This window comes from Marinomonas foliarum (genome assembly GCF_016906065.1).
GTDB classification, from domain to species: Bacteria; Pseudomonadota; Gammaproteobacteria; order Pseudomonadales; family Marinomonadaceae; genus Marinomonas; species Marinomonas foliarum.
In genome coordinates, this window is sequence record NZ_CP070273.1 from 101,708 (window position 1) to 123,972 (window position 22,265).

Genomic DNA, 22,265 nt, shown 5'->3' on the forward strand with positions numbered 1-22,265 from the left:
ATTTTAATGTTGGCACTGCTTTGGTATGACTTATTGCAAAACTCTACGAAATAACAAACTAAGTGCGACACTATATCTTTGAACAGCCTGATGTATTGTAGACTGAGTGCCTATTAGATATCTGGAAAATATTATTAGAAATATACCGTTAATGCTGCACTAAGCATCTGATGATGTTCGCTTGAAATAAAATTAAAATGACGGAGCTGTACAATGGATTTTCCAAAAAATACTGCTATTGAAGCTTGTGAGCAGTTTATCGAGAAAATAAACGAAGACTCAGGGCAGGTACTACAATTGCCAGTCGATACAGCATCATTGGCATTCGGTGGCCTAGCAAGTGCTATCCAAGCTGCTAACACTTGGATGAGGAAAAGCGAAAAAAGAGATATATTGCTGCGTACAAGTACTAAGCGAGATGTTCTTGCTGACATCAATGAAAGGCCACATAAATTCGCGGCTGCGATGTGTGCAACATATATAGCCTCAGATGCAATTCCAGAAAATAACTTGCGCCCCGAGATTAATCTGTTGGCAAAAGAAGCCATTGAGCAGCAGGGGAGAAGTCCGTTTGGTCTGCAACGAGGAGGACTTTGCTGGTTTGCATTTGTAGATCATAGCTCCAAGGCCTTTGACCGTAATTTCTATATTGAAAAACTTGGCAGCAATCCTCAGCCTCGACTTCCAGAGCAAATAACTGCTGTTATCAAATCTATGATTGACAAGTCAATGGCTGTTACTGGCGGTGCCAATCCATTGTCAGGCAAAGCATTGGAGTATATCGGACGTATTTTTTTCGAATTGTTCTTAAATACACATGAGCATGGAACGAGGGGCGTATTCCGAAGTGAATGGCTACGACCTGGCATGCGGATTATTTATGCTCAGAGCGTCAATTTAATTGAAAAAGCGAGTGATAAAATCACTATGCAACAACCTGCTTTACATCAGTATAGTGAGTCCTCAAAAGCACAAGGCATGAAGAATAAGAAACGCTTTGTAGAAGTTGGTATTGTTGATTCAGGTCTTGGCTATTGCGGGCGCTGGCTTGCAGATCAAGAGAAAGAAAGCTCACTTTCTGACCTTAAAATTGAAGACGAATATCAAATTTTTAAACAATGCTTCCAGTTTCGTCAAACATCAACACAGAATGAAAGTAAAGGTAATGGATTACCTGTTGTGATGGATAGGCTAACTAAGCTAGGGGGATTTATTAGGATTCGAAGTGGTCGATTAGCCGTATACCGCAATTTTATAGATTCTCCATACATAAATAACGATAGTTGTATTTTTTTCGACTGGCAAAGTGGTAAATCGTGTGAAAGTCAGATCTCTGAAATGCCTTTATGTGCAGGAGTCTCTATAACTCTGTTAATTCCTCTGGAGGCTAAATCATGAGTTATTTTGCCTTCCGTTTTTTTGAGCCAGATGACCTTCAAAGAAGCAGTCTTGCTGTATTCACCGAATCTAAGGTGGGACTTGATACCATATCTCGTATTTTAAAACAGGATGTATCAGAAAATTTAGTACCCAAGCATGTTTACCTGATTAATCCTCAAGAGCATAGTTACTCTCTCATTGAGTGCATTAATAACGAAAGTCTAGTTAGCGAGTTCGAATCTTACCTAGGAGATGTTAATGAGCGTTTACGCTGCCTTTCCTTTGATTCAAAAGGGGAGCTTAAGTTTTGTGATAGTACAGCCGTAGGTAAAAGTCTTTCTTCCATGATATTTCAGAGCGGTATGCTTGAATTATTTAAAAAGCACCGTGGGTTAATTGAATCCAATACTGCTTATCACTTTGTAAAGCCATCCGGCGACCATTGCGATAAGTTTATTAGAGCTTCCAATCTATTGGTTTCTAGCTCAGAAGTAACTTTTCTTGCTATTTCCCTGCTTCCATATTTGAAGCCAAATTTAAAGTGCATTTACGTTGATACTTCCTCAATATCTTTTTTAATTAGTATTGCCATTCGACTATATTCAAATTTTGATTGCGGTACTCCAGCTATTGAGAGTTTTGAGTCTTATGCTGCTTTGAATCATCCCTATGATTTTGTTGAAGACAGCACTAGCTTGATATTTATTTCAGCAACCACGAGTGGTTCATTGGCAAACAACCTACTTGAAAACACAAGCCTGCAAAAGGATCAAATCGTTACACTCTTTCATGTCAACCTTCCTACTCACCAGGAGGGGATTTATGATATTTCAAGAGTCGTTTTAAATAGTCTTGTTTCCACTAAAGCAACTCAATGTGAGTTTTGTAAACAGGGATCCAAACCGATACGCATTGCCGGCGATCAGTTTCTTCCAGAAAACCCAAAACATGACCCCTTGGTTATTAAAAAAACAGATTTTTCTTCTAATAGAGAAAAGTTCTTTAGGCAATTTGCTGCAATGCGTGTTTTACGATGGAATCAAATAGGAGTAAATAGTGACAAATCTAAAGAGCACTTTTATTTAGACGTTAAGACCTCTTTAGAAAATATGGCTAAAGATTTTTCTGACAACTTAGAAAGGTCGGCAAAGAGATACATTTCCAGAGACTTAAAGACGGTAATTACTCTTGACGATCCAGGATCGATAGCATTGAAAAATGCTATCGATCGGTATATGGGAAATTCGATTGACTTGCGCTTTCTTTCAGCAACTGACCTTAATCATACTGATTTAAGTGATTCTGGTTCCGTTTTGGTGATTGCGGGAGCAATGACTTCAGGCAGAAGTTTGCTATCGATATCAAGGAAATTGAGATGTATCAACTCCTTATCTTCGATCGTGTATTTTGTAGGTTTTTCAAAGTTGCCGAGCAATGAAGCAAAAACACAACTAGAAAAGGATCTAAAACAGGGTGGTCATGAAGTAATTATTTTGAATAATTGCCCTCTACCACGTATTAAGGAATATAGTAAAACTGCTTGGGATTGGGAACGTGAGAAACTAAGGCCTATTGGAGGGGATGATCCACTAGGAGACAATGAAAATTCTTTACCGCCCCTTCTTGATTTTCGGCGTCAAAAAATCGTCAATGATGAATTAGCATCAGATGATCTATTTTTATGTAACGTTCATGGGGAACCATTGAAGTTGCGCAGAACATTTGCTTTTTGGTCAGAACTCGCATTCGATGAGGAGCGCTTGAAAAAAGTAACTCAGGCTGATGTGTATTGGACAGTGCAGTGTATTATTCATGACTTGCGTATTAAAAGTGAAGGCGGCGGACTTGCTTCGGCCTACCATACAACTTTGATCAGTCCAGCTAACTTTGACCGATACAATGACGGCATCATTCAAGCGGCATTATTACGAGCGGCGTATCCAGTCGAACTTGATTATAGATTGGATCCTTTATTCAGTCGCCAAATGACTGACGTATGTGCGTCTGTGATTCGTAACTGTAATAACGATCAGGGTGAGGCTGCGCTAGAGTTTTTGATGGCACTATGGTCAGGTCGAATGCATTTATTGGATGAGCATCTTAAAGAATTATCAGAGTGTTTCAATGATGATATGACAGTAGATGTAAAGTTTTTATTACGCCAGTTATATTCATAGGTGAACATCAAAATGCAACTCTTTAAAGCTTTGTAGAAAAAAATATGACAATGCTAACTTGATGCATTATCAATTATTAGGAATAACTTCAGACTTTAAGTCGCGACAAAGTGACTATACAAGCTGTTTATGTAACTTAAACAGCCCAGTCTAAGTAAAATTGTACAGTTTACTTAGACAGACCTTAATATGCTCTGTAAGCTCTGTCTTTGAAAATTTAATTTGCCGTTAAAAACCATTCCTCCATCAAAAGCCTTCTTTTCTGTAGCAAGTCCCCACGTTGATAGGCGGCCTCGGCCTGGTCCTTCAGTTTATGCGCAAGAGCGTGCTCAATAACTTCTCTGGGAAAGCTGGTGGTTTCGCCGGCCCAATCCCTGAAAGTAGAGCGAAAGCCATGTTGAGTTAAGTCTTTACGTTCCATACGCTTAAGAACAGCTGTGAGCGTCATATCCGACATCTGTTTACCTTGTTGGCCTGGAAAGACTAAATGGCCACCAGCAACCCTAGGGAGCTCTTGAAGTATCTTAATGGCACCTGTAGAAAGAGGGACTCGATGTTCCTTACGAGCTTTCATACGTTTAAGCTCTCTTTCTTTCATGTTTAAAACTAATTGAGCGCACTCATTGAAAGTGGTATTTCTACCTTGTTGACGTATGACTTCAGCTTTTCGCTCTTTCTTAGCTTCTATTGGGTTGATACCTGCTTTGATCTCATTACGAAGCTCTCTAGCTTTATCTCTTGCTTCAGAAAGTGTTACTTCAGGATAACTGCCTAAACCAAGAAAAAGACGGTTAGGGACTTCTTTACCTTCTTTGTTTATTCTGGTCCCCATAAGCATGTTGAGAACCCAGCTTCTGGAGTTACCAGCAACTTTCAAAGATAAGCCACTAACACCACCAACAGCATGACGACCATCTTGTTTTATCTTAGAGACAGCTAGAGCAGTAAGCTCTTTTGCAATTTTTGGCATCGAATTACCTTGTACATCAACCAGTACATCAATAGAAGTGAGATTTTAGTATATCCGGCTGGACGCTATTGGAAAAGGGTTTTGTATAAGTTACTGATATATAAATATTTAATATATCATAATGAACTTTATTGGAAGCTATTATGGCGGACTTGCTCACCGCCATTATTTCTAAAAAAAAGACGTTTTCGACGTCTTTTTTTTCGCCTTGAGTTTATTAAAGTTTCAAAGAGCTAATCCCAGGTGGCCTCTTTTTCAGAAAGAGTAAAGTGGATATCCCGACCATCTGAACACATCTGTATAATAGAACTCGGTGAACCGTCATCGTTCAGGGACACTAAGCTAACACCTGCGCCATTTAGCAATCGTTCACCACGTGAAGCAGTTTCGGGTTTATGTGGAATGACTTTCACGCTGCGTCGTCGAGTAAACCAGTTTAGAGGGGACCTAGGTGAATACAGCCAGCGATTCAAACGGTCAAAAACATCTAACAACTTTCCAGGAAACTCATTTTTTAAACCACTACTGGTTATTTGCCACAAGTCTGACTCTCTTTTTTCGCCACGTAGCTGAATGTCATAAACGAACGAGTAATGCACATCACCAGAAAGTATGACGAAATTTTTTGGTGTTTTGGTATGACGAAACATATTCATTAGGGCATGCGCTGAGCCAGGGTGAGCCATCCAGTTCTCTGCATCCACCATTAATGGTTTACCAAACCAAGTAAACACTCTCTGAATACTTTCAATAAGCTTAACCCCAAAAATTGGGGCTGGAGATACCAATATAACCGCATCAAGACCTTTTAAATGATGCTGTAGATCTGTGAGCGCCTCCCAATCCATAAGACCCGAAGGTTTTTCTATGGACTTTTCAGATCGCCAGCGCTGAGTTCGAGTATCCAAAACAACAAGAGGGGGTTCTGTTTGCCAAGTATAATTCCATTTTGAAAAGTGAAGCAGCTCTTGTATTAACTCATTATGCTCTGGTTCACCAAGCTTGTTCAGCGCCATTTGACTGCTATTAAGAAGATCCTTGGAGAAGCTCTCTGGGCTATTCCCCCAAGCTTGGCAAAGCAGATAGGCAAATAGCGCGTTGCCAATAATACGTGTAGAAAAGGGGTGGTTGTAGGCTGTCTTTTCCCATGCTGCTGTCAGATTCCAGTCATCGGTAACATCATGATCATCAAAGATCATGGCAACGGGTATGTGAGCCATAGAGCGACGCACTTTCGGCAGACCTTTCACAAACTCTTTTAGTATGACAACTTGCTCAGAAAAGCGTTCTTTTTGATTCTCAGATAAACCTGCAGGCTCAGTCCAACTCTTGTTGTCAAATGTCATATCCCAACCAGTCGGAGACCAGACAAGAGCATACATAGAAAGCATTTCGGCCAATGAAATCAAATGGTTCTGAGCTGTGTCGGTGGTAAAAACTGGTTTACGCACACCGCCAAAAAACTGTTCAATTAAGCCCCTATTAGTATCATTTTCAGGGAGAAGTGTTTCTCTAGCATAATAATGAGGTAATTCGGTATGGAGTTCATGAGAACTAGCAATATCAATACAATCAAGTTTCTCTGCACGTATGCCTAAATGTGGGATTAGTTGATGAATGGCACATAGCATTGGCACTGCGACATCATCAGCGTAAATTTGATCGCCACTCATCATCAAAACGCTTGGCCATTCTTTTGGCTCAGTACTTTGCAAAAGCGAATCCACTCTCAGTAATCCATCATGACTTGCATGATGTGGTTTGCGACAAGAGCCATGCAATATTTTATTCACCTTAGGCTGCAACACAAAGAAGGGGAGTGAATGCCCAGGATAAACAATGTCGTCAGCCCAATCACGCCAACCCAGATCATTAAGGCGTATGTCATAATGAATAGGGCATTGAGTTGGTAATGCTTTGTCTGTAGCTATATTAAGGAGTTGGATATAAAGGTTATCACCCACTTTTAATTCAGTGTGAGAACCCTCAACTTGCGTGCTTTTATAAGAAAAAAGCTGCGTTTTATCTTGAAACAGCGCCAAGTCAACCGTGACTGATTCCGTTGTCATCAACCAAAAAGTTAGTCGTTCTGTGGTCATTCTGCGTAATAGCGGACCTGCCAATACCTGCATATTTCCCCTTACACAATGTCTTGTGGAATACCTTCAATAGAATTAAGAAGTTTGTGAGCTAGTGAGCAAGCAAAAGTTCAGCTTGTTGAAAAATCACCGGGCGACCTTCTTGTGTTGTTGAGGTTACCGTCATTCTAGCCGACAGCATTAATTGATCGTCTTTAGATCTGTATACGGCTTGGAGAAAAGCAAGCTTGAGCTTGGAGACGCGTTCGACGCTAGTTTCAATATAAAAAGCATCACTGCTTTGTAAGGAGCGCTTGTATTCTAATTCTGCTTTTATGAGGACAAGATGAATGCCATGCTTGGTAATCTCGGCAAAGTCCAATCCCCGTGTTTTGATGAACTGATGTCGAGCGTGCTCTAGGTAGTTTTGATATACCGCATTATTAACAATGCCTTGCATATCACATTCATAATCACGAACTTCAAAATATGTCCGATTTCTCTGCTCAATATGATCCTTCATTTTAATACCTTGTTCAAAATCATTTATTCGTGATGCGCGATGCAGTTTTTACCTGATCGCTTTGCATAAACTAGATAGTGCTGAGAGCGATCGACAAGCTCTTTAGGACTTTCATCCCCAAACAAGGTAGCAACTCCAATTGAAACTGTTACCTGACGCAAAAGCACCTTGGTATTTTTATAACGAATTTTTTGGATTGAAACCTCGTGACGTATGGATTCTGCAAGTTGCGCTGCTACGCTAAGCTCCGTTTCACTGAGTAGCATAGCGAATCGTCCACCTTCTAGGCGAGCAATAAACCCAGTTTCTGGTAACATACCGAGCAGAACTTTCGATATATATCTTATTAAAGACGTGCCAGCTTTTTTTCCATATTCCTGATTAACACCAGCTAGGTTATCGATATCAATCAACAGCAAAGTTAAATCATCTTCAGCATAGGGAACCAATGAAAAAAGCGTTCTCTCAAATCCCTTTTCATTTGCTAACAGTGTCATTACATCGAGTTCTGTGTTCTTTTTTACATCAGAAAGTTCTGCTCGAAGTGAAGCCAGTTCATCTTGAGCTGAAACCAAAGAGCGGCCAAACCGCTCAATTGCTTGATTGACTTGAAAGGCACCTTTTTCGAGAGTAGAAGCAAGTTGCTCAATCTGCGATGGGGTACTTGCATCATAGATAGAATCTTTGGCTTTCTGTAAGTTCGAATGAAAGATATTAATATCTTTAGAGATATCGGCTGTATTTGTTTCTAAGCTGCTTGTGAGACTTTTTAACCGCGCACCTTGGGCATCTGCGTGTTGGAATTCTTCAGGTAACAGAAATTCAGTAAATAGCTCTTTTGAGACAAATGCCGGCAGACTGCCAAAGCGGCGTAATGCACGGTCTACTAGCTGATTCAGTTTGGGGTTGTTATTTGAAGCGTATTCGTACCAAATACCGTAATTAAATGGCGTTGGAGGAATATCCAGCTTAACCATAAGCGGAATGGCTGAACGCATTAGCTTATTGGCTTGCTTTGTGTTTTGTTGAAACATCGGAACCTCTACTGCCATTTGCTACCTCTAGACGTCCCATTTCATTAGTAGTAATGCATTATAAAGAGCTTTCAAATCACTCATAAACATTGCTGGCTTCGACTAAATAAATAATATTCATGTTTCCAAACCCTTGAAAACATGAAACATAGTAAATCTAACAACAAAGAATAGCTATCTTAGCCGCCCTTAAATTTACAAGAAAACCCTTCTTTTTCAAGCAACTCTTTAATTTTTGGACGGTTATCACCTTGTATTTCGATATGGCCATCTTTCACAGCACCTCCTGTTCCGCATTGTGCTTTCAGCTTTTTTCCAAGCACCTTTAACTTTTCTTCAGTTAAAGGTAGACCAGTAATAACCGTAACGCCTTTTCCTTTTCTGCCTTTTGTCTCTAAAGCAATGCGAACGTTACCGTCGCCAACTGCCGCTTCATTTTTACATTGGCAATCTGAAATTGGGCTTTCACACCTAGAACAAAGGCGACCCTGATCTGTCGAATACACTAAGTTTCTATTTTTCACGCTCGTTCACTCCCTCATAGGCCATTGATAAGCAACATTTTATCATTTCATTTATCAGGTATCAGATAAAAATATAATATTCAGCATTTATTCAATATCTAAACTAAGATAAACAAAACGAGTTTGATGATATGTGCTGACTATGAAAACAATACTTAAAATCCGACAAGCCTCCGAAAACGATCTTAGAAGCATTTTATTATTTGAGTTCCGAAACAGGAATTGGTTTGCAAAATTCATTCCTCAGGAAACATTGAGACAACAATCTCAAATTTACTTTAAACGCTTACTCAGAAGTGACATTAAGAAATTCCAATACTTAGTATTCTTACCAAATGACGTTTTAATAGGACGCTTTAGTGGTCAGCTGCTAGACGAAAATTCACTGGAAGTGTCTTACCGCATTTCCAAGAACTTCACTAACCGAGGCATTGCCAAATATGTGCTTAAAAATTTATTACTAGTATGGGCCAGCAACGGTATAAATGAGGTATATGCTCAAGTAGCAGACCACAATAAAGCTTCCATAAGAGTGCTGGCATCCTGCGCCTTTGAATTACAAGAAGTCCAAGAAAACTCGATAAATTTGGCAGGCGAAATACATGACAGTCATGTATTTCGCTGGTCAACGACAGAAGACATAGTACCTTTATATACTACACCCGATAGCTCGATAATATATCTAGAACGTTAGTAATAGCAGGGCTTAGAGGGGCCTTGATGACTAAGCGTTCAAGGTTTATAGGGTGAGTAAACTCTAGACTAGACGCATGTAACATCAATCGAAAATCGTCAAACCAAAGTTCCTTAGCTACTTTATTAATATGGCGGCAGCCATAGCAGGAATCCCCAACAAGCGGATTCAAATGATGTTTAAAATGCCGGCGTATTTGATGCTTTCGACCTTGTTTTGGCATCACTTCAACCCAGCTGAGCCGCATACTGTCATAACGGCTAACCGCGACAGGAACTTGATATTGTTGCAATCGCACAAAGCGCGTTTCAGCCTCTTTTTCAGTGCCTTCAATTTTAAATCGTGAGCGACCTTTCTGTTCATTGAGTTTTGCGAGAGGGTAGTCAATCACACCTTCTGAATCACAAAACCCTCGAACTAAGCAGTGATAGGTTTTTTGCGTGGTAGCTTCTGAAAACTGAGCAGAAAGACGTCTTGCTATTTCAGGACTAAATGCCATAACCAGCACGCCCGAAGTACCTCTATCAAGACGATGAATAGGAAAAACCCATTGCCCCGTCTGATCACGCAATCTTTGTACAACCGCATCTTCTTCATCTTTGGCTAAGTTTGTACGATGAACAAGCAAGCCAGCCGGCTTATTAACAACAGCAAGATGTTCGTCTTGAAATAAAATATCTAAGGTCATTAACGTTCATCTATAAAAGAAGTGATTTTATCCATCGCCATATCGACTAAGGTTTGCATTGCTTCATCACTGGCCCATGCGACATGCGGCGTCAGTAAGAAGTTTGGACGTTTGCTTAATGATTGAAGTGGGTTATCTAGAGGCATTGGTTCTTGCGTAGCAACATCAAAGGCAGCACCTGCAATCGCATTATTTTCAAAAGCACGCACCAATGCGCTTTCATCAACAATACCGCCACGGCTGATGTTTAATAACAAGCAACTATTCTTCATTAACGAAAACTCATCATCACTGATTAAGTCTTTTGTTTCTGGCGTTAATGGGCAATTAATATTAATAACATCTGCTACTTTCAAAGCCTCTTCAAAACAGATATAGCCCGGTCTTGTATTTGTAGCGCCTTTACGCTCAGCAAATACAACTTTCATTCCAAATGCGAGTGCGATAGCAGCCACTTCTTTGCCTAATGATCCATTACCAAAAATAGCCATAGTTGAGCCAGACAAATCTTTAATAGGATAATCAAGAAAACAAAAGTATTCAGAGGAAGACCATCTACCTGCTTTAACGGCATCTAGATAGGAAAACAAGCTTCTTCTTAATGCCAGCAGCATAGCAAAAGTATGCTCTGGTACACTGGTTGTCGAATAACCAGACACATTTTGGACGCTGATATTTTTGTCTTTGCAGGCGTCTAAATCGATATTATTTGTGCCTGTTGCCATTACTTGTACGAGTTTTAAATCCGCTGCACCGTTGATCGCAGTGGCGTCAACCACTACTTTATTGGTCAACACGATATTCGCATCTTTAATGCGTTCCGCTACTAGTTCAATCGGTGTGTTTTCATATGTCACCACATCAATAACTTTAACGGGTAATTGGATATTTATGTGGTCAGGGAATGATCCTCTATCTAAAAAAACCGCTTTCATCGAGCTTTCCTTATTTTTATCTATTTAACTCTGCCTAATAGTGGCTTTAAATATGGCAGTATATTTTGTAACACAATGGGCTGCCCATCCTTGTTCGGATGTAACCCATCTTTTTGCATTAGATCTTTATTTAGAGCAACGCCTTCAAGCATAAATGGCATATAGGCAATATCGTACTTAGTCGCGATATTCTTATATAAATTAAAGAACATTTCTGTATAGCGTTTGCCATAATTTTGCGGGATTTGGTTGCCAATCAACAACACAAGGGCACCGTTAACATGAGCTTGCTCAACCATTTTTTCTAAATTTCTAGTGGTCTGATCTAAAGGGTAACCACGTAAAGCATCATTAGCACCAAGCTCTAATAGTACCAAGTTTGGTTTATGCGTTGTTAGCAGATCATTGAAACGAGAAAGGCCGCCTTGCGTTGTTTCACCACTAACACTGGCATTAATAATGTCTATTTCTGGGTGAGATTGTGAAAGTTGGTTTTTTAGTAAACTAACCCAGCCATCTTGTTGTCGTAAGTTATATGCCGCACTAAGGCTATCTCCCATAACAAGTAGAGTGGAAGCCGAAGCAAGCGAACTGATGAACATGAGCGTCACTATTGTAAACCACTGTCTTATTTGTTTTTTTAACATATCAAACCTTTTTAGAGTGAATCACTATGGATAGAAACACCGCGATTAAAGTATCTAATTTAACTCATACCGTGACGTCAAATACAGGGGATTTAACCATATTGAAAGGAATTAATATGGAAATCATAGAAAGTGAGTCCGTGGCCATTGTCGGTTCATCTGGCTCGGGTAAGTCAACTTTGCTCGGTTTGTTGGCAGGATTAGATGTCAACACATCCGGTGATATTTTCCTATATGATCAAGAGTTCTCAAATCAATCTGAGGAAGAAAGGGCTCTTGCTCGTGGTCAGTATGTTGGTTTTGTGTTCCAGTCTTTTCACCTATTACCAAGCTTACAGGCTATTGAAAATGTCATGTTGCCCGCCGAGCTAAAGGGAGATATAGACGCACGAGAGAAAGCTGAATCACTGCTAGAAAAAGTGGGCTTATCACACCGCTTAACGCACTATCCAAATCAGTTGTCTGGTGGTGAGCAGCAACGTGTTGCTATTGCACGTGCTTTTGCTTCAAATCCTAAGGTACTGTTTGCAGATGAACCGACAGGCAATCTCGATGAAGAGAACGGCAGACTCATTATCAAATTGCTATTCGATCTTAATCAATCACAAGGCACGACATTGGTAATGGTGACCCATGATAATGAATTAGCCAAAATGTGTGATCGTCAATTGGTCATGTCTGCAGGTCAGCTAACGGAAAAAGCCTTATGAGTTTCGCCTTTCGACTAATGTTCCGAGATATTCGCAGTGGCGACCTGCTTACACTTCTATTGGCTTTGGTTATTTCCGTTAGTACGGTGACATCAATAGGTTTGTTTATCGATCGCTTGCAATTATCCTTTGAAAAAGAGTCAGCCAACCTTTTAGCGGCCGACCGACTAATCCGTTCAGATGATATTATTCCAGCAGAATGGGAGAAAAAGGCATCCAATTTAACTCTGCAGACAGCCCAAAGAACGTCTTTTACCACTATGATGTTTGCCGACAACTCGCTTCAGCTATCGCAATTAAGTGCTGTTACTGATGGTTATCCACTAAGAGGCGCCTATTTAATCGATGATATGCTCTTTGGTACGGGGCAAAGTTCCACTGCGACACCAAACCAAGGCGAAGTATGGGTATCATCACGCTTAGCCAGCTTACTTAACGTTAGCCTTGGTGATCAGGTTGAAGTAGGTGACTTAGCGTTAACTGTCACCGAGTTTCTAGTGCGCGACCCTGGCTCTAGCGCTTCCGCTTTTGCAATTTCACCTCGAGCTGTAATGAATATGGCTGATCTAGCCGCTACGAATGTAATCATTCCAGGCAGTCGAGTACGCTACTCTCTATTACTTGCAGGAGACAGGGCATCACTAGATGAATACGAAGACTGGATCACGCCACAATTAAACGAAGGTCAGCGCTGGCGAACCCCAACACAACGTGGTGAACGTATCGGAGACACCATAGGCCGCGCTGAATCTTTTTTATTGCTTGCAGGTACGCTAGCGGTTGTGATGTCTGGTGTCGCCATGGCTCTAGCTTCTTCTCGCTTTGTAAAACGCCATTTGATGCAAGTAGCTATTCTAAAAACACTTGGTGCCACTCCTAAGCTATTAGGCCGATTATTTTTTCTACAGCTATTTGTGTTATTCGTTGCTGGTGCTGTAGTCGGTTTAGGTATCGGGTGGGGAATACAAGAAATTATTGCTTCCCTGCTATCTGGATTAATGTCGACGGCTTTGCCTGAGCCTTCAATTGGACGTTTATGGTTAGGTGCGGCAACTGGCTTAGTTTCTATGGTGGCTTTTTGCCTGCCTCTCATGTCTCACCTTATCAAGATATCTCCTTTATCTGTGTTACAGCCTAATGCAAAAATTGAGTTTAACTCCTTTGCAATCTACTTGATTGGCTTTATCGGCATGTTTGGCCTTATGTGTCTATACACTAACGGCTTTCTGCTACCGAGCATCATGACAGCGGCCATTTTAGGGATCGCGCTTCTTGTCGCCTCTATTGGTTGGTTCGCCTTTAAATTAGGGCGATCACTAACGTCTGGAGCCACCAGCGGCTGGCAGATAGGCCTTGCTTCACTATACCGAAGACTGGTTCCAAACCTGTTCCAACTATTGGTGTTCACATTAATCATTATGCTCACATTAATCCTTATTGGAGTCAGGTCAAATTTGATTGCAGATTGGCAACAACAACTTCCTGAAGATGCACCAAATCACTACTTATTCAACGTGCAGGCAAACCAGATTGAGCCAATTAATGCCCAAACATCTGAATTAGGTGTACAAGCATCTGCTTGGTATCCAATGGTTCGAGGTCGTGTAACTGAAGTAAATAATGAAACAGTACAATCACTTTATCCTGAGGAAAGAGGTGAACCAGAGTTATATGAGCGCGAACTTAACCTGACATGGTCAGACACACTTGGACAAGGTAATGAGCTGGTTGCTGGTGATTTTTCTGCACAAGGTCTTTCTGTTGAGCAAGATGCTGCTAAAGAAGCGGGTTTATCACTTGGGGATGAGTTAACAATTAACATTGGCGGCAACCTCGTCACCTTGCCAATCACATCTATTCGCACGGTTGATTGGGGATCAATGCAACCTAACTTCTATTTGATCCTACCTAAAAATGCGTTAGAGGATTACCCTGCCAATTTTGTTAGCAGCTTGTTTGTTAGTGATACCGAAGCTCAGTCTTTCTATCGAGCGATGGCGCAGTATCCTACGGTATCTATCTTGAACGTGGGTGATATCTTAAAGCAGATACAAGCCATCATAGGGCAGCTTTCTAAGGCAATTCAATTGGTATTGTTTTGTATATTGAGTGCTGGTGCCTTGGTGTTGTTAGCTAGTGTCCGCTCAACTCTAGAAGAGCGTCTCGAAGAGGGTGCGTTATTGCGAGTTCTCGGCGCAAGAAGTGCATTAGTTAGACAAGCTCTTCTCGTGGAGTTTGGTGCTCTGGGCTTCTTTTCTGGTTTGATTGCTGCCATAGGGGCAGAAACCTGTTTGTTTGGCTTGCAGGTATTTGTATTCAACGCTGAAGCGAGCTTTCACCCACTACTATGGATACTAGGCCCTGCTATTGGTGTTTTGGTAATAACAACCATAGGCGTGTTTGCCAGCAGAACAGTACTAAAAGTGCCACCCATGCTACTACTGCGTGGGTTATAATGTAGACCATTTTAAAAATACATTAGGCTGTTTAGATGTTTGTAGAAAAAACTGGCTATATTGTGAGCCGTCATACGCGCGAGGTTGACGGCCATATTGAAATGAGCCTTTTTATAAAAACTCCAGAGGGAACCGTAAAGGTCCTTCCAGATAGACAGCTGAGTGTATTTTTTACAGATGCGCCGTTAGAGAAACTTCCCAAAGATATCGCTGGCATTCAATGTTCAGCATCACAATTGAAATCATTTAATAACGAACCGGTTTCATTGGTTCAAAGCAACAGCCTGATGCTACACCAGCAGATGATTAAGTGGGTTAAGAACAATGGCTTTGCTGTTTTTGAAGAAGACATAAAAGCCCACAACCGATATTTGATGGAACGTAATATACGTGGCGCAGTGCGCTTTATTGGCATCCCCGATTCTAGTAATCAAACGTTTCATCAAGCAAGAGTCATTGCAGGGGATTGGCAACCCGATTGGAATGTTTGGTCTTTGGATATTGAGACGTCAGTTTCAACCAATACATTGTTGTCTATTGGCATTACAGCTCGGGATCAACGCATTGCATTTGTTGTAACTGAGCAAGAAAAAGCTTCCCACATTATTCATCGTTTTAGCGATGAAAAAAATTTATTACTGGCGTTTATTCGTTATGTACGAAAGCATTCCCCAGACATTTTTATCGGCTGGAACTTAATTGGCTTTGATTTGCAGTTTATTGATCAGCGCTGTCAGATATTAGGTATTCGCCCAGCATTTGGTGTGAATGGGGAGAGTTGGAATATTCGCTCCTCTGACAATCAAGGAAGGTACTTTGCCAGTATTCCTGGGAGAGTCGCCTTAGACGGTATTACTTTACTTAAAGTTGGCGGATATCATTTCGAGTCTTATAGCCTAAACAATGTCAGCAATGAAATACTCGACGATGGAAAGCTGTTACATGGCAGTGAGCGCTGGCAAGAGATTGAACGCCTTCACAAGGAGGACCTTGAAGCTTTTGTTGCCTACAACCTTCAAGATTGCGATCTTGTTATGCGCATTTTTGAAAAATTAAAACTCATAGAGCTACAACAAACCCGTGTGGATTTAACTGGTATTCCGTTTGAACAAACTGGAGGCTCCGTTGCGGCTTTCGAGAATTTATATTTACCTAGATTACACTCTGCTGGCTGGGTGGCTCCTGCTTGGAGCACTGATGATTTCGTCGCCAGTCCAGGTGGTTTCGTTATGTCATCCATACCTGGACTTTATAAAAACGTCTTAGTGTTTGACTTTAAAAGTTTGTACCCCAGTATTATTCGCACTTTTTATGTTGATCCTTTGGCTCGCATAACGGCTCAACACTCTCAAAACCTTTCAGCTCAAGACAAATCATCATTACTGCTGGTTCCAGGCTTTCTCGGTGCTCATTTTGATCGCCAACGAGCTATTTTACCTTCATTGGTCGGGGAGCTTGCCCAAGCACGCGAAGAAGCAAAAAAGACAGGTAATAACATCTTAAGCTATGCAATCAAGATTATTATGAACTCCTTTTATGGAGTACTGGGCTCAAACGTCTGTCGCTTTTACCATGCCGAGCTCGCAAGCTCGATTACAATGCGAGGCCATGAATTACTAGGAAGAACGCAAGTATGGATGGAAGAACGAGGCGCAACAGTAATATATGGCGATACAGACTCTCTCTTCGTAATTCTTAATAGCGATATAGAAGACCCACAAAAGCAAGGCGAACAATTACGCGATGAAATCAATGCTTGCTTAGTCAACTGGTGTAAGGAATACGCTCAGCTTGATTCCCACCTAGAATTGGAATTTGAGCGTGTCTATGAACGGTTTTTTATGCCGACCATACGTGGGCAGGAAGAAGGTAGTAAAAAACGCTATGCAGGTTTATCAAAGGGGGAATTAGTCTTTAAAGGTTTGGAAGCAGCTAGAACAGACTGGACACCTTTGGCTCGCAAATTTCAGCGCACTTTATTTGAAAAAGTGTTTAGTGACGAAAATCCTATTACTTATATCCAAGAAACTATTAGTAACCTTAGAGCGGGAGTCTATGATGACCAGCTGGTTTACAGTAAACAACTCAGCAGACCTTTATCATCTTACACCAAAAATAAGCCGCCTCATGTCAGAGCTGCTGCCATGATAGATCAAAAAAGAGCAGAGCAGGGACTTCCTTTGGAATACAATAAAGGCAGAAAGCGCGTTTACTATCTATATCAACGTGCTGGTGTGGTGCCTTATGAAAGCAGTGAGGACTTAATTGACTTGGACTACGAGCATTACATCGAAAAGCAGATAGAACCTATTGCTGACAGCATACTACCATTTTTCAAATCCAATATGGCGAGCCTGCTGTCACAACAAATTTCCCTACTCTAAAGTCATGTGGTTTGTACGCTTCCACCTTAAAGACTTAGAGGCGAATACCGAAAACTCGCTCAGTATTTTCTGTGGTTGTTTTAACTAATTCCTCAAGCGAAATACCTTTTAGCTTGGAAACCTCCTCAGCAACCCATGGCAAAAATTTGGGGTGATTCTTTTTTGCACGTGGGCGAATATTTCGTGGCAATAGGTAGGGGGCATCCGTTTCTAATAGCAGCCTATCCAGCGGAATGTGAGGAATAGATGCTTTTAAGTTTGCGCCTCGACGTTCATCGCATACCCAGCCAGTAATACCAATACTCAACCCCAGAGCCAAATAACGATCTAATTCTGCTCGAGAACCGGTAAAGCAATGAATGACTGATTTCTTAGCCAAGTTAGGAAACTTGGACAGCATTTCTATCATTTCTTGGTGTGCATCTCGCTCGTGAAGATAAAGCGGTAGCTGATACTGACTAGCAAGCTCAATTTGCTCACTAAACGCATAGCGTTGTTCGGCAGGCGTAGAATAATTACGATTAAAATCAAAGCCCGTTTCGCCTATCGCAACAGGCCTTGCTTTGTCGATAAGAGAAGCTAGTTCAAGTTGACTTTGTGCGTTCCAGGTTTTCGCTTGATGAGGGTGACAACCTAACGTATTCCAGAGCATTGAATGCTCTAGGCTTAAAGATTGAACAAGCTGACTTTCAACCATATCTGAAGCAATACAAATCATGCCTTTCACGCTAGCTTGCAGCATATCTTCTATGGTTTTGTCTAAATCATCCAGAAAGCATGAATGGTTAATATTTACACCAATATCAATCAAAATGCCCCCATTTCTCTAGCATCTTTTAAACTCTTCACATACAACTCTCTAAGGGATTCTTGAGTTATTTCTCTATCTATTAAGTGATCAAATGGAATTTTCGACCACTGACCAGCCTCATAAGCCTTAACTACTTTCAACACCCCACCTAAGTTACCTTTTGATTCAATGAGGGCAATCTTAATATTCTCTTCCAAAGGAAGATCTTTTAATAACACCTCCAGCTCTTCATCTAAGAAACTAGGCAAATATGAAAAGAGACCAACCAAAAAAGCACCTTCTAATTTGGGAAATAGAAGAGCTGATAAGTTATTGCAAAAACAGGCTCTAGAAAGCGCCATGGAGAATATACAAGCGGGCTTTCCATCGACACTGCCAAGCATAACGAGGCTAACCCATTTGATTAGATCCCTGATACCTATGATCTCAATGGCTCGTTGAGCGTTTGATACATTGAATTGACTGCGATACATAGCAGAGTGGGTAAGCTTAATAATGCGATATGTTAGCGTTGGATCACGTTCAATGCATTCTGCTAATTTTTTAGGTGAGGTCTCACGATTATTAAGAGCGGCTAATAGGTCAATCAAAATAGCCTGATAAGCTAAAATTCGCTTACCTTTTACAGACGTCATTTTATGGATGAAATTTCCGCTAAACTGACCAACTGGCAATTTTTCCTGTAAAAGCGAATATTGATCCGCTGTTTCTACTTTATTCACCCAAATTGTTTTAAGTTCCAAAAGTGGGCCAGCTAAACGTGATATCACATCATTAACAGACGTCCGATCTAGTGAAAAATGTACATGGGTAAATATATTAAAGAACTCTGACGAAAAGTCAGATACCTGAGGATTAGAGATCCCCAATACATGACCTTGCAAACGTAAATCAGAGAGGATTTCAAAATTTTCTTCATTTAATTCAGCTGCATTTAAAAAAAACACGGCATGAATGTTATTTTGTAATGGCAATGCTTGAAGTTCGTCTAAACTAGTCTTTATGTAGATAGTTTTTTGTTGTGTAATCTCGCTAAGATTAACATCTACAAACAAGGCACTTAAAAATAAAGAATTGTGGCTATCTGAAGAAGCTACAGGGTGCAGAATATAATATGCAACGGTATCCGAACCGCGGTTAACAACTGCCTTACGGCAGAAAAGTATGTCGTTATTACTCATTGCACATCCTTGAAAGAAGAGTTGACGCAAAAAAATACTGTAACCGTCAGCCGAATACAATATCATGGTAAGAATTGATTAACGCCTTAAATTTAAAATGTTTGGAGTAAAATATGGCAAGCATGTTAGACGCTGTAGACCAAAGAACCAAGTTAGTGGGTGAAAACCGCTTGGAACTACTCATGTTTCGACTTGGTGGAATGCAAATGTTTGCAATAAACGTTTTTAAGGTTCAAGAAGTTGTCATGCTTCCTAAGCTTAATTTAATGCCACATCGTCACCCATCTGTAGCAGGCGTTACACATTTTCGAGGTAGAACGGTACCCGTTATCGATTTATCAGAAGCTGTCGGCATGAGACCTATTGACCGCACTCAACCATGTAACTTAATTGTGACAGAATATAACAATACCGTTCAAGGTTTTATGGTTGGTGAAGTAGATCGTATAATTAACATGAACTGGAACGAAATATTGCCACCGCCAGATGGCACAGGTCGTCAACATTACTTAACGGCCATCACTCGCGTCAATGATCGCATCGTTGAAATAATTGATGTGGAGAAGGTCTTAGCTGAAATTTCACCTTATGACGGCAGTATCAGTGATCATGTTATTGATAAAGACCTATTATCTCTTGCAAAAGGTTTAGAGGTTTTAATTGTGGACGATTCATCTGTTGCTCTTGCCCAATGTCGCTCCACATTAAATTTTTTAGGTATAAAAGTGCATGAGGCGACCAACGGAAAGCGTGGCTTAGAGACCCTTAAGAAGTGGGCTGATGAAGGTGAAAATGTTCCAGAAAAGCTACTGATGATGATCACTGACGCAGAAATGCCTGAAATGGATGGGTATCGTTTAACGCGAGAAGTGCGTGAAGACCCAAGACTGAAAGATCTTTATATCGTTTTACATACATCACTCAGTGGTAGCTTCAATAAGGCAATGGTGCAAAAGGTGGGCTGTGATGATTTTTTGTCTAAATTTCAGCCAGATAAACTAGCTACTTTGGTTCAAGATAGAATGAGAACCGTCGTTGATCAGGAATGATATTTAGACTAACTTTTGAATTGTTAATCTTGACCAGTTGATTTGACCCGACAAAAAAGCAGACTTGTGTCTGCTTTTTTGTCGGTTTCTCCCATGGCTAGGAAGGATGTTTTATCTTATGCCAACAATAGAAATGATTATACTATTGCTCTTTATTGGAGCTACCACAGGCTCTATTACTGCTTTAATCTCTATTGCTCCAACACTTATTGCTATTCCTGCTCTGTATTTATTTTTGCCTATATTTGGGTATTCATTAAACGAATTCATGCTGACAGCAGTAGCGACCTGTATTACCGCTTTTATCCCAACGCACCTTTTTGCTTGGATCCACTCAATGAAACAGGGTGCAGTCGATTCTCAGCACCTAATTCGCTTTTCTCCTGGAATTGCTATGGGTGGTGTCATTGGCGCTCAGTTGCTTTCATTAATCAGTTTCGATGTATTCAAAATCTGCTTTAGTACGCTGGTTGTTATCACTATCATCGGCATGATGTTTCGCTCATCGCTATCAAATAGTAAAAACCTTGCAATTCATAAAAGCACTGCATTACCAATAGGTTTAATTATTGGAACCTCGTCCGTCATTTCTGGGCATTGTGGGAGTGTGCTCGCGTATGGCTTAGAAAAATTCAACAAAACTGACACGAGACTGAGTACGGGGACAATTAATGGCTTTGCCGTATTCACATCTATTGCAGCACTAATTGGTTTTGTTTTTCCAGCAAAAGCATCTGAAATCGTTGAACTATCAGGTTTTGCCGGCGCAATACATATCCCATCCATGTTGATTCTAGGGCTGAGTCATTTTGCCTTCTACTTATTATGTCGTGACCGTGGAAATGCGCTTGATAAAAAAGTTTTATCAATTGGCTTTATCGTCTTTCTGGCCTGCTCATTAGTCCGCCTGTGGATTGCTTAATTGTACACTCTAAAGTAAAGAATCACGTGCCGGTAAACTTGGTATTTCCATTATTGTCCCAATTGTATGGGTTTATAATAAACCTAGGATCTAAATCAAAAGGTATCACATGAATAACTTAAGTAATTACGGTGTTTTGATGATGAATCTGGGAACCCCAGATGGACCTCAAGCATCTGATGTTCGTCGCTACCTTAGAGAGTTCCTCTCAGACAAGCGCGTGGTAGACGTCAATCCTTTTATTTGGCAGCCCATACTGAACCTCGCTATTTTACCTTTTCGCTCTCCTAAAGTTGCAAAAGTCTATCAACAGGTGTGGATGGATGAAGGGTCACCTTTATTGGTATTAAGCAATCGCTTAAAAACAAATGTAAAGAAAGCCTTATCTGACAAAGCAGGGCACTCGGTCCCGGTTGAGTTAGCAATGACTTATGGTAACCCTAGCGTAGAGTCAGCAGCAAAATCCTTAAGAGAACAAGGTGTAAAAAATATCGTAGTGATTCCTATGTATCCGCAATTTTCAGCGACAACAACTGGTGCAGCCTACGATAGGCTAATGATATCTCTTAAAAAATGCCCTCATTGGCCGTCACTTCAGCTTTTGCATGATTATGCCGACCATCCAATGTACATTAAGGCCCTCGCTAATTCCGTTCGCGATCAATGGGATAAGCAAGGCGAAAGACGTCACCTTGTCTTGTCTTACCATGGCATACCAAAGCGCTACGTTTCTAACGGTGACCCTTATGCTCGCCGCTGCGAAAAAACTAGCCAGCTAGTAGCAGAGCAGTTGGAGCTAGGAGATCACGAATGGACTCATGTTTACCAGTCCAGATTTGGTCGTGAAGAATGGTTGAAACCTTATGCTGACGCAACTTTAAAAGCACTTCCTTCAATGGGAATTAAAAAAATCAATGTCATTAGCCCTGCGTTTTCTATCGATTGCATAGAAACCCTTGAGGAGGTTACTTTAGAGCTTGGTGATGAGTTCAAAGACAATGGCGGTCTGGCATTTGATTACATACCAGCCCTAAATGATACGCTGGACCAAGTCGCGTTATATGTAAACCTAATAGAAAAAAACACTCAACAATGGTCATGA

The 22,265-nt window shown here is 40.8% G+C and carries 19 protein-coding genes; 9 read left to right on the top strand and 10 right to left on the bottom strand.

Going from position 1 to position 22,265, the window contains the following annotated elements; all coding sequences use genetic code 11:
* The first annotated feature begins 213 nt into the window (after positions 1 to 213).
* Together JSY38_RS00515 and JSY38_RS00520 are read left to right on the top strand one after the other, a co-directional pair.
* A complete protein-coding gene (locus tag JSY38_RS00515; protein ID WP_205114736.1) occupies positions 214 to 1,398 on the top strand; it encodes a hypothetical protein in 1,185 nt (394 codons plus the stop codon).
* Positions 1,395 to 3,557, top strand: a complete 2,163-nt coding sequence (locus JSY38_RS00520) for a hypothetical protein (protein WP_205114737.1) — start codon at positions 1,395 to 1,397, stop codon at positions 3,555 to 3,557. The genes JSY38_RS00515 and JSY38_RS00520 overlap by 4 nt, the downstream gene beginning before the upstream one ends.
* A 217-nt stretch (positions 3,558 to 3,774) precedes the next feature.
* Here the strand turns inward: JSY38_RS00520 and JSY38_RS00525 are convergent, their stop codons facing one another.
* From JSY38_RS00525 to yciH, 5 genes are all read right to left on the bottom strand, one after another.
* Positions 3,775 to 4,527, bottom strand: a complete 753-nt coding sequence (locus tag JSY38_RS00525; protein WP_205114738.1) for an integrase family protein — start codon at positions 4,525 to 4,527, stop codon at positions 3,775 to 3,777.
* Positions 4,528 to 4,760: 233 nt separating this feature from the next.
* Positions 4,761 to 6,659: an alkaline phosphatase D family protein gene (locus JSY38_RS00530; protein ID WP_205114739.1), complete on the bottom strand. Its 1,899-nt coding sequence runs from the start codon at positions 6,657 to 6,659 to the stop codon at positions 4,761 to 4,763.
* Positions 6,660 to 6,717: 58 nt separating this feature from the next.
* Positions 6,718 to 7,128: an acyl-CoA thioesterase gene (locus JSY38_RS00535; protein ID WP_114413767.1), complete on the bottom strand. Its 411-nt coding sequence runs from the start codon at positions 7,126 to 7,128 to the stop codon at positions 6,718 to 6,720.
* 23 nt (positions 7,129 to 7,151) lie between these two features.
* Positions 7,152 to 8,180, bottom strand: coding sequence for a GGDEF domain-containing protein (locus JSY38_RS00540; RefSeq protein WP_205114740.1), 1,029 nt, complete (start codon positions 8,178 to 8,180; stop codon positions 7,152 to 7,154).
* A 161-nt stretch (positions 8,181 to 8,341) separates the two neighbouring features.
* Positions 8,342 to 8,686, bottom strand: coding sequence for a stress response translation initiation inhibitor YciH (gene yciH / locus JSY38_RS00545; protein WP_205114742.1), 345 nt, complete (start codon positions 8,684 to 8,686; stop codon positions 8,342 to 8,344).
* Between the two features lie 142 nt (positions 8,687 to 8,828).
* On the opposite strand from yciH, the gene JSY38_RS00550 reads away from it, so the two are divergent.
* Positions 8,829 to 9,380: a GNAT family N-acetyltransferase gene (locus tag JSY38_RS00550; RefSeq protein WP_114413770.1), complete on the top strand. Its 552-nt coding sequence runs from the start codon at positions 8,829 to 8,831 to the stop codon at positions 9,378 to 9,380.
* Here the strand turns inward: JSY38_RS00550 and JSY38_RS00555 are convergent.
* From JSY38_RS00555 to JSY38_RS00565, 3 genes are read right to left on the bottom strand one after another with little or no spacing between them, the layout of a single operon-like run.
* On the bottom strand, positions 9,343 to 10,068 hold the full coding sequence (locus JSY38_RS00555; protein WP_205114743.1) for a pseudouridine synthase: 726 nt from the start codon (positions 10,066 to 10,068) through the stop codon (positions 9,343 to 9,345). The genes JSY38_RS00550 and JSY38_RS00555 overlap by 38 nt on opposite strands.
* A complete protein-coding gene (locus JSY38_RS00560; RefSeq protein ID WP_205114744.1) occupies positions 10,068 to 11,003 on the bottom strand; it encodes a D-2-hydroxyacid dehydrogenase in 936 nt (311 codons plus the stop codon). The genes JSY38_RS00555 and JSY38_RS00560 overlap by 1 nt, the downstream gene beginning before the upstream one ends.
* A gap of 20 nt (positions 11,004 to 11,023) precedes the next feature.
* Complete coding sequence (locus tag JSY38_RS00565) at positions 11,024 to 11,605, bottom strand: arylesterase (protein ID WP_239544085.1); 582 nt, start codon at positions 11,603 to 11,605, stop codon at positions 11,024 to 11,026.
* A gap of 71 nt (positions 11,606 to 11,676) precedes the next feature.
* Here JSY38_RS00565 and JSY38_RS00570 point away from each other — a divergent pair, with 71 nt between their 5' ends.
* From JSY38_RS00570 to JSY38_RS00580, 3 genes are read left to right on the top strand one after another with little or no spacing between them, the layout of a single operon-like run.
* Positions 11,677 to 12,360: an ABC transporter ATP-binding protein gene (locus tag JSY38_RS00570; protein WP_205114745.1), complete on the top strand. Its 684-nt coding sequence runs from the start codon at positions 11,677 to 11,679 to the stop codon at positions 12,358 to 12,360.
* Entirely contained in the window at positions 12,357 to 14,816 is a 2,460-nt protein-coding gene (locus tag JSY38_RS00575) for an ABC transporter permease (protein ID WP_205114746.1), read from the top strand. The genes JSY38_RS00570 and JSY38_RS00575 overlap by 4 nt, the downstream gene beginning before the upstream one ends.
* Positions 14,817 to 14,851: 35 nt before the next feature.
* Entirely contained in the window at positions 14,852 to 17,200 is a 2,349-nt protein-coding gene (locus JSY38_RS00580; protein ID WP_205114747.1) for a DNA polymerase II, read from the top strand.
* A 34-nt stretch (positions 17,201 to 17,234) separates the two neighbouring features.
* Here the strand turns inward: JSY38_RS00580 and JSY38_RS00585 are convergent, their stop codons facing one another.
* Both JSY38_RS00585 and JSY38_RS00590 read right to left on the bottom strand, forming a co-directional pair.
* Positions 17,235 to 18,011, bottom strand: coding sequence for a TatD family hydrolase (locus JSY38_RS00585; protein WP_205114749.1), 777 nt, complete (start codon positions 18,009 to 18,011; stop codon positions 17,235 to 17,237).
* The gene (locus JSY38_RS00590; RefSeq protein WP_114413585.1) at positions 18,008 to 19,192 is read right to left on the bottom strand and encodes an EAL and HDOD domain-containing protein; all 1,185 of its coding nucleotides are present in this window, start codon (positions 19,190 to 19,192) and stop codon (positions 18,008 to 18,010) included. The genes JSY38_RS00585 and JSY38_RS00590 overlap by 4 nt, the downstream gene beginning before the upstream one ends.
* Before the next feature lie 113 nt (positions 19,193 to 19,305).
* On the opposite strand from JSY38_RS00590, the gene JSY38_RS00595 reads away from it, so the two are divergent.
* From JSY38_RS00595 to hemH, 3 genes are all read left to right on the top strand, one after another.
* Positions 19,306 to 20,241 (top strand): chemotaxis protein CheV, encoded by a 936-nt coding sequence (locus JSY38_RS00595; RefSeq protein WP_114413584.1) that lies wholly within the window; start codon positions 19,306 to 19,308, stop codon positions 20,239 to 20,241.
* A gap of 118 nt (positions 20,242 to 20,359) precedes the next feature.
* Entirely contained in the window at positions 20,360 to 21,163 is an 804-nt protein-coding gene (locus tag JSY38_RS00600; protein WP_205114751.1) for a sulfite exporter TauE/SafE family protein, read from the top strand.
* A gap of 109 nt (positions 21,164 to 21,272) precedes the next feature.
* Positions 21,273 to 22,265, top strand: coding sequence for a ferrochelatase (hemH, locus tag JSY38_RS00605; RefSeq protein ID WP_114413582.1), 993 nt, complete (start codon positions 21,273 to 21,275; stop codon positions 22,263 to 22,265).

Coding starts and splice junctions, on each gene's coding strand:
- JSY38_RS00515 (WP_205114736.1), top strand. CDS start 214: ATGGATTTTCCAAAAAATACTGCTATTGAAGCTTGTGAGCAGTTTATC.
- JSY38_RS00520 (WP_205114737.1), top strand. CDS start 1,395: ATGAGTTATTTTGCCTTCCGTTTTTTTGAGCCAGATGACCTTCAAAGA.
- JSY38_RS00525 (WP_205114738.1), bottom strand. CDS start 4,527: ATGCCAAAAATTGCAAAAGAGCTTACTGCTCTAGCTGTCTCTAAGATA.
- JSY38_RS00530 (WP_205114739.1), bottom strand. CDS start 6,659: ATGCAGGTATTGGCAGGTCCGCTATTACGCAGAATGACCACAGAACGA.
- JSY38_RS00535 (WP_114413767.1), bottom strand. CDS start 7,128: ATGAAGGATCATATTGAGCAGAGAAATCGGACATATTTTGAAGTTCGT.
- JSY38_RS00540 (WP_205114740.1), bottom strand. CDS start 8,180: ATGGCAGTAGAGGTTCCGATGTTTCAACAAAACACAAAGCAAGCCAAT.
- JSY38_RS00550 (WP_114413770.1), top strand. CDS start 8,829: ATGAAAACAATACTTAAAATCCGACAAGCCTCCGAAAACGATCTTAGA.
- JSY38_RS00555 (WP_205114743.1), bottom strand. CDS start 10,068: ATGACCTTAGATATTTTATTTCAAGACGAACATCTTGCTGTTGTTAAT.
- JSY38_RS00560 (WP_205114744.1), bottom strand. CDS start 11,003: ATGAAAGCGGTTTTTTTAGATAGAGGATCATTCCCTGACCACATAAAT.
- JSY38_RS00565 (WP_239544085.1), bottom strand. CDS start 11,605: ATGTTCATCAGTTCGCTTGCTTCGGCTTCCACTCTACTTGTTATGGGA.
- JSY38_RS00570 (WP_205114745.1), top strand. CDS start 11,677: ATGGATAGAAACACCGCGATTAAAGTATCTAATTTAACTCATACCGTG.
- JSY38_RS00575 (WP_205114746.1), top strand. CDS start 12,357: ATGAGTTTCGCCTTTCGACTAATGTTCCGAGATATTCGCAGTGGCGAC.
- JSY38_RS00580 (WP_205114747.1), top strand. CDS start 14,852: ATGTTTGTAGAAAAAACTGGCTATATTGTGAGCCGTCATACGCGCGAG.
- JSY38_RS00590 (WP_114413585.1), bottom strand. CDS start 19,192: ATGAGTAATAACGACATACTTTTCTGCCGTAAGGCAGTTGTTAACCGC.
- JSY38_RS00595 (WP_114413584.1), top strand. CDS start 19,306: ATGGCAAGCATGTTAGACGCTGTAGACCAAAGAACCAAGTTAGTGGGT.
- JSY38_RS00600 (WP_205114751.1), top strand. CDS start 20,360: ATGCCAACAATAGAAATGATTATACTATTGCTCTTTATTGGAGCTACC.
- hemH (WP_114413582.1), top strand. CDS start 21,273: ATGAATAACTTAAGTAATTACGGTGTTTTGATGATGAATCTGGGAACC.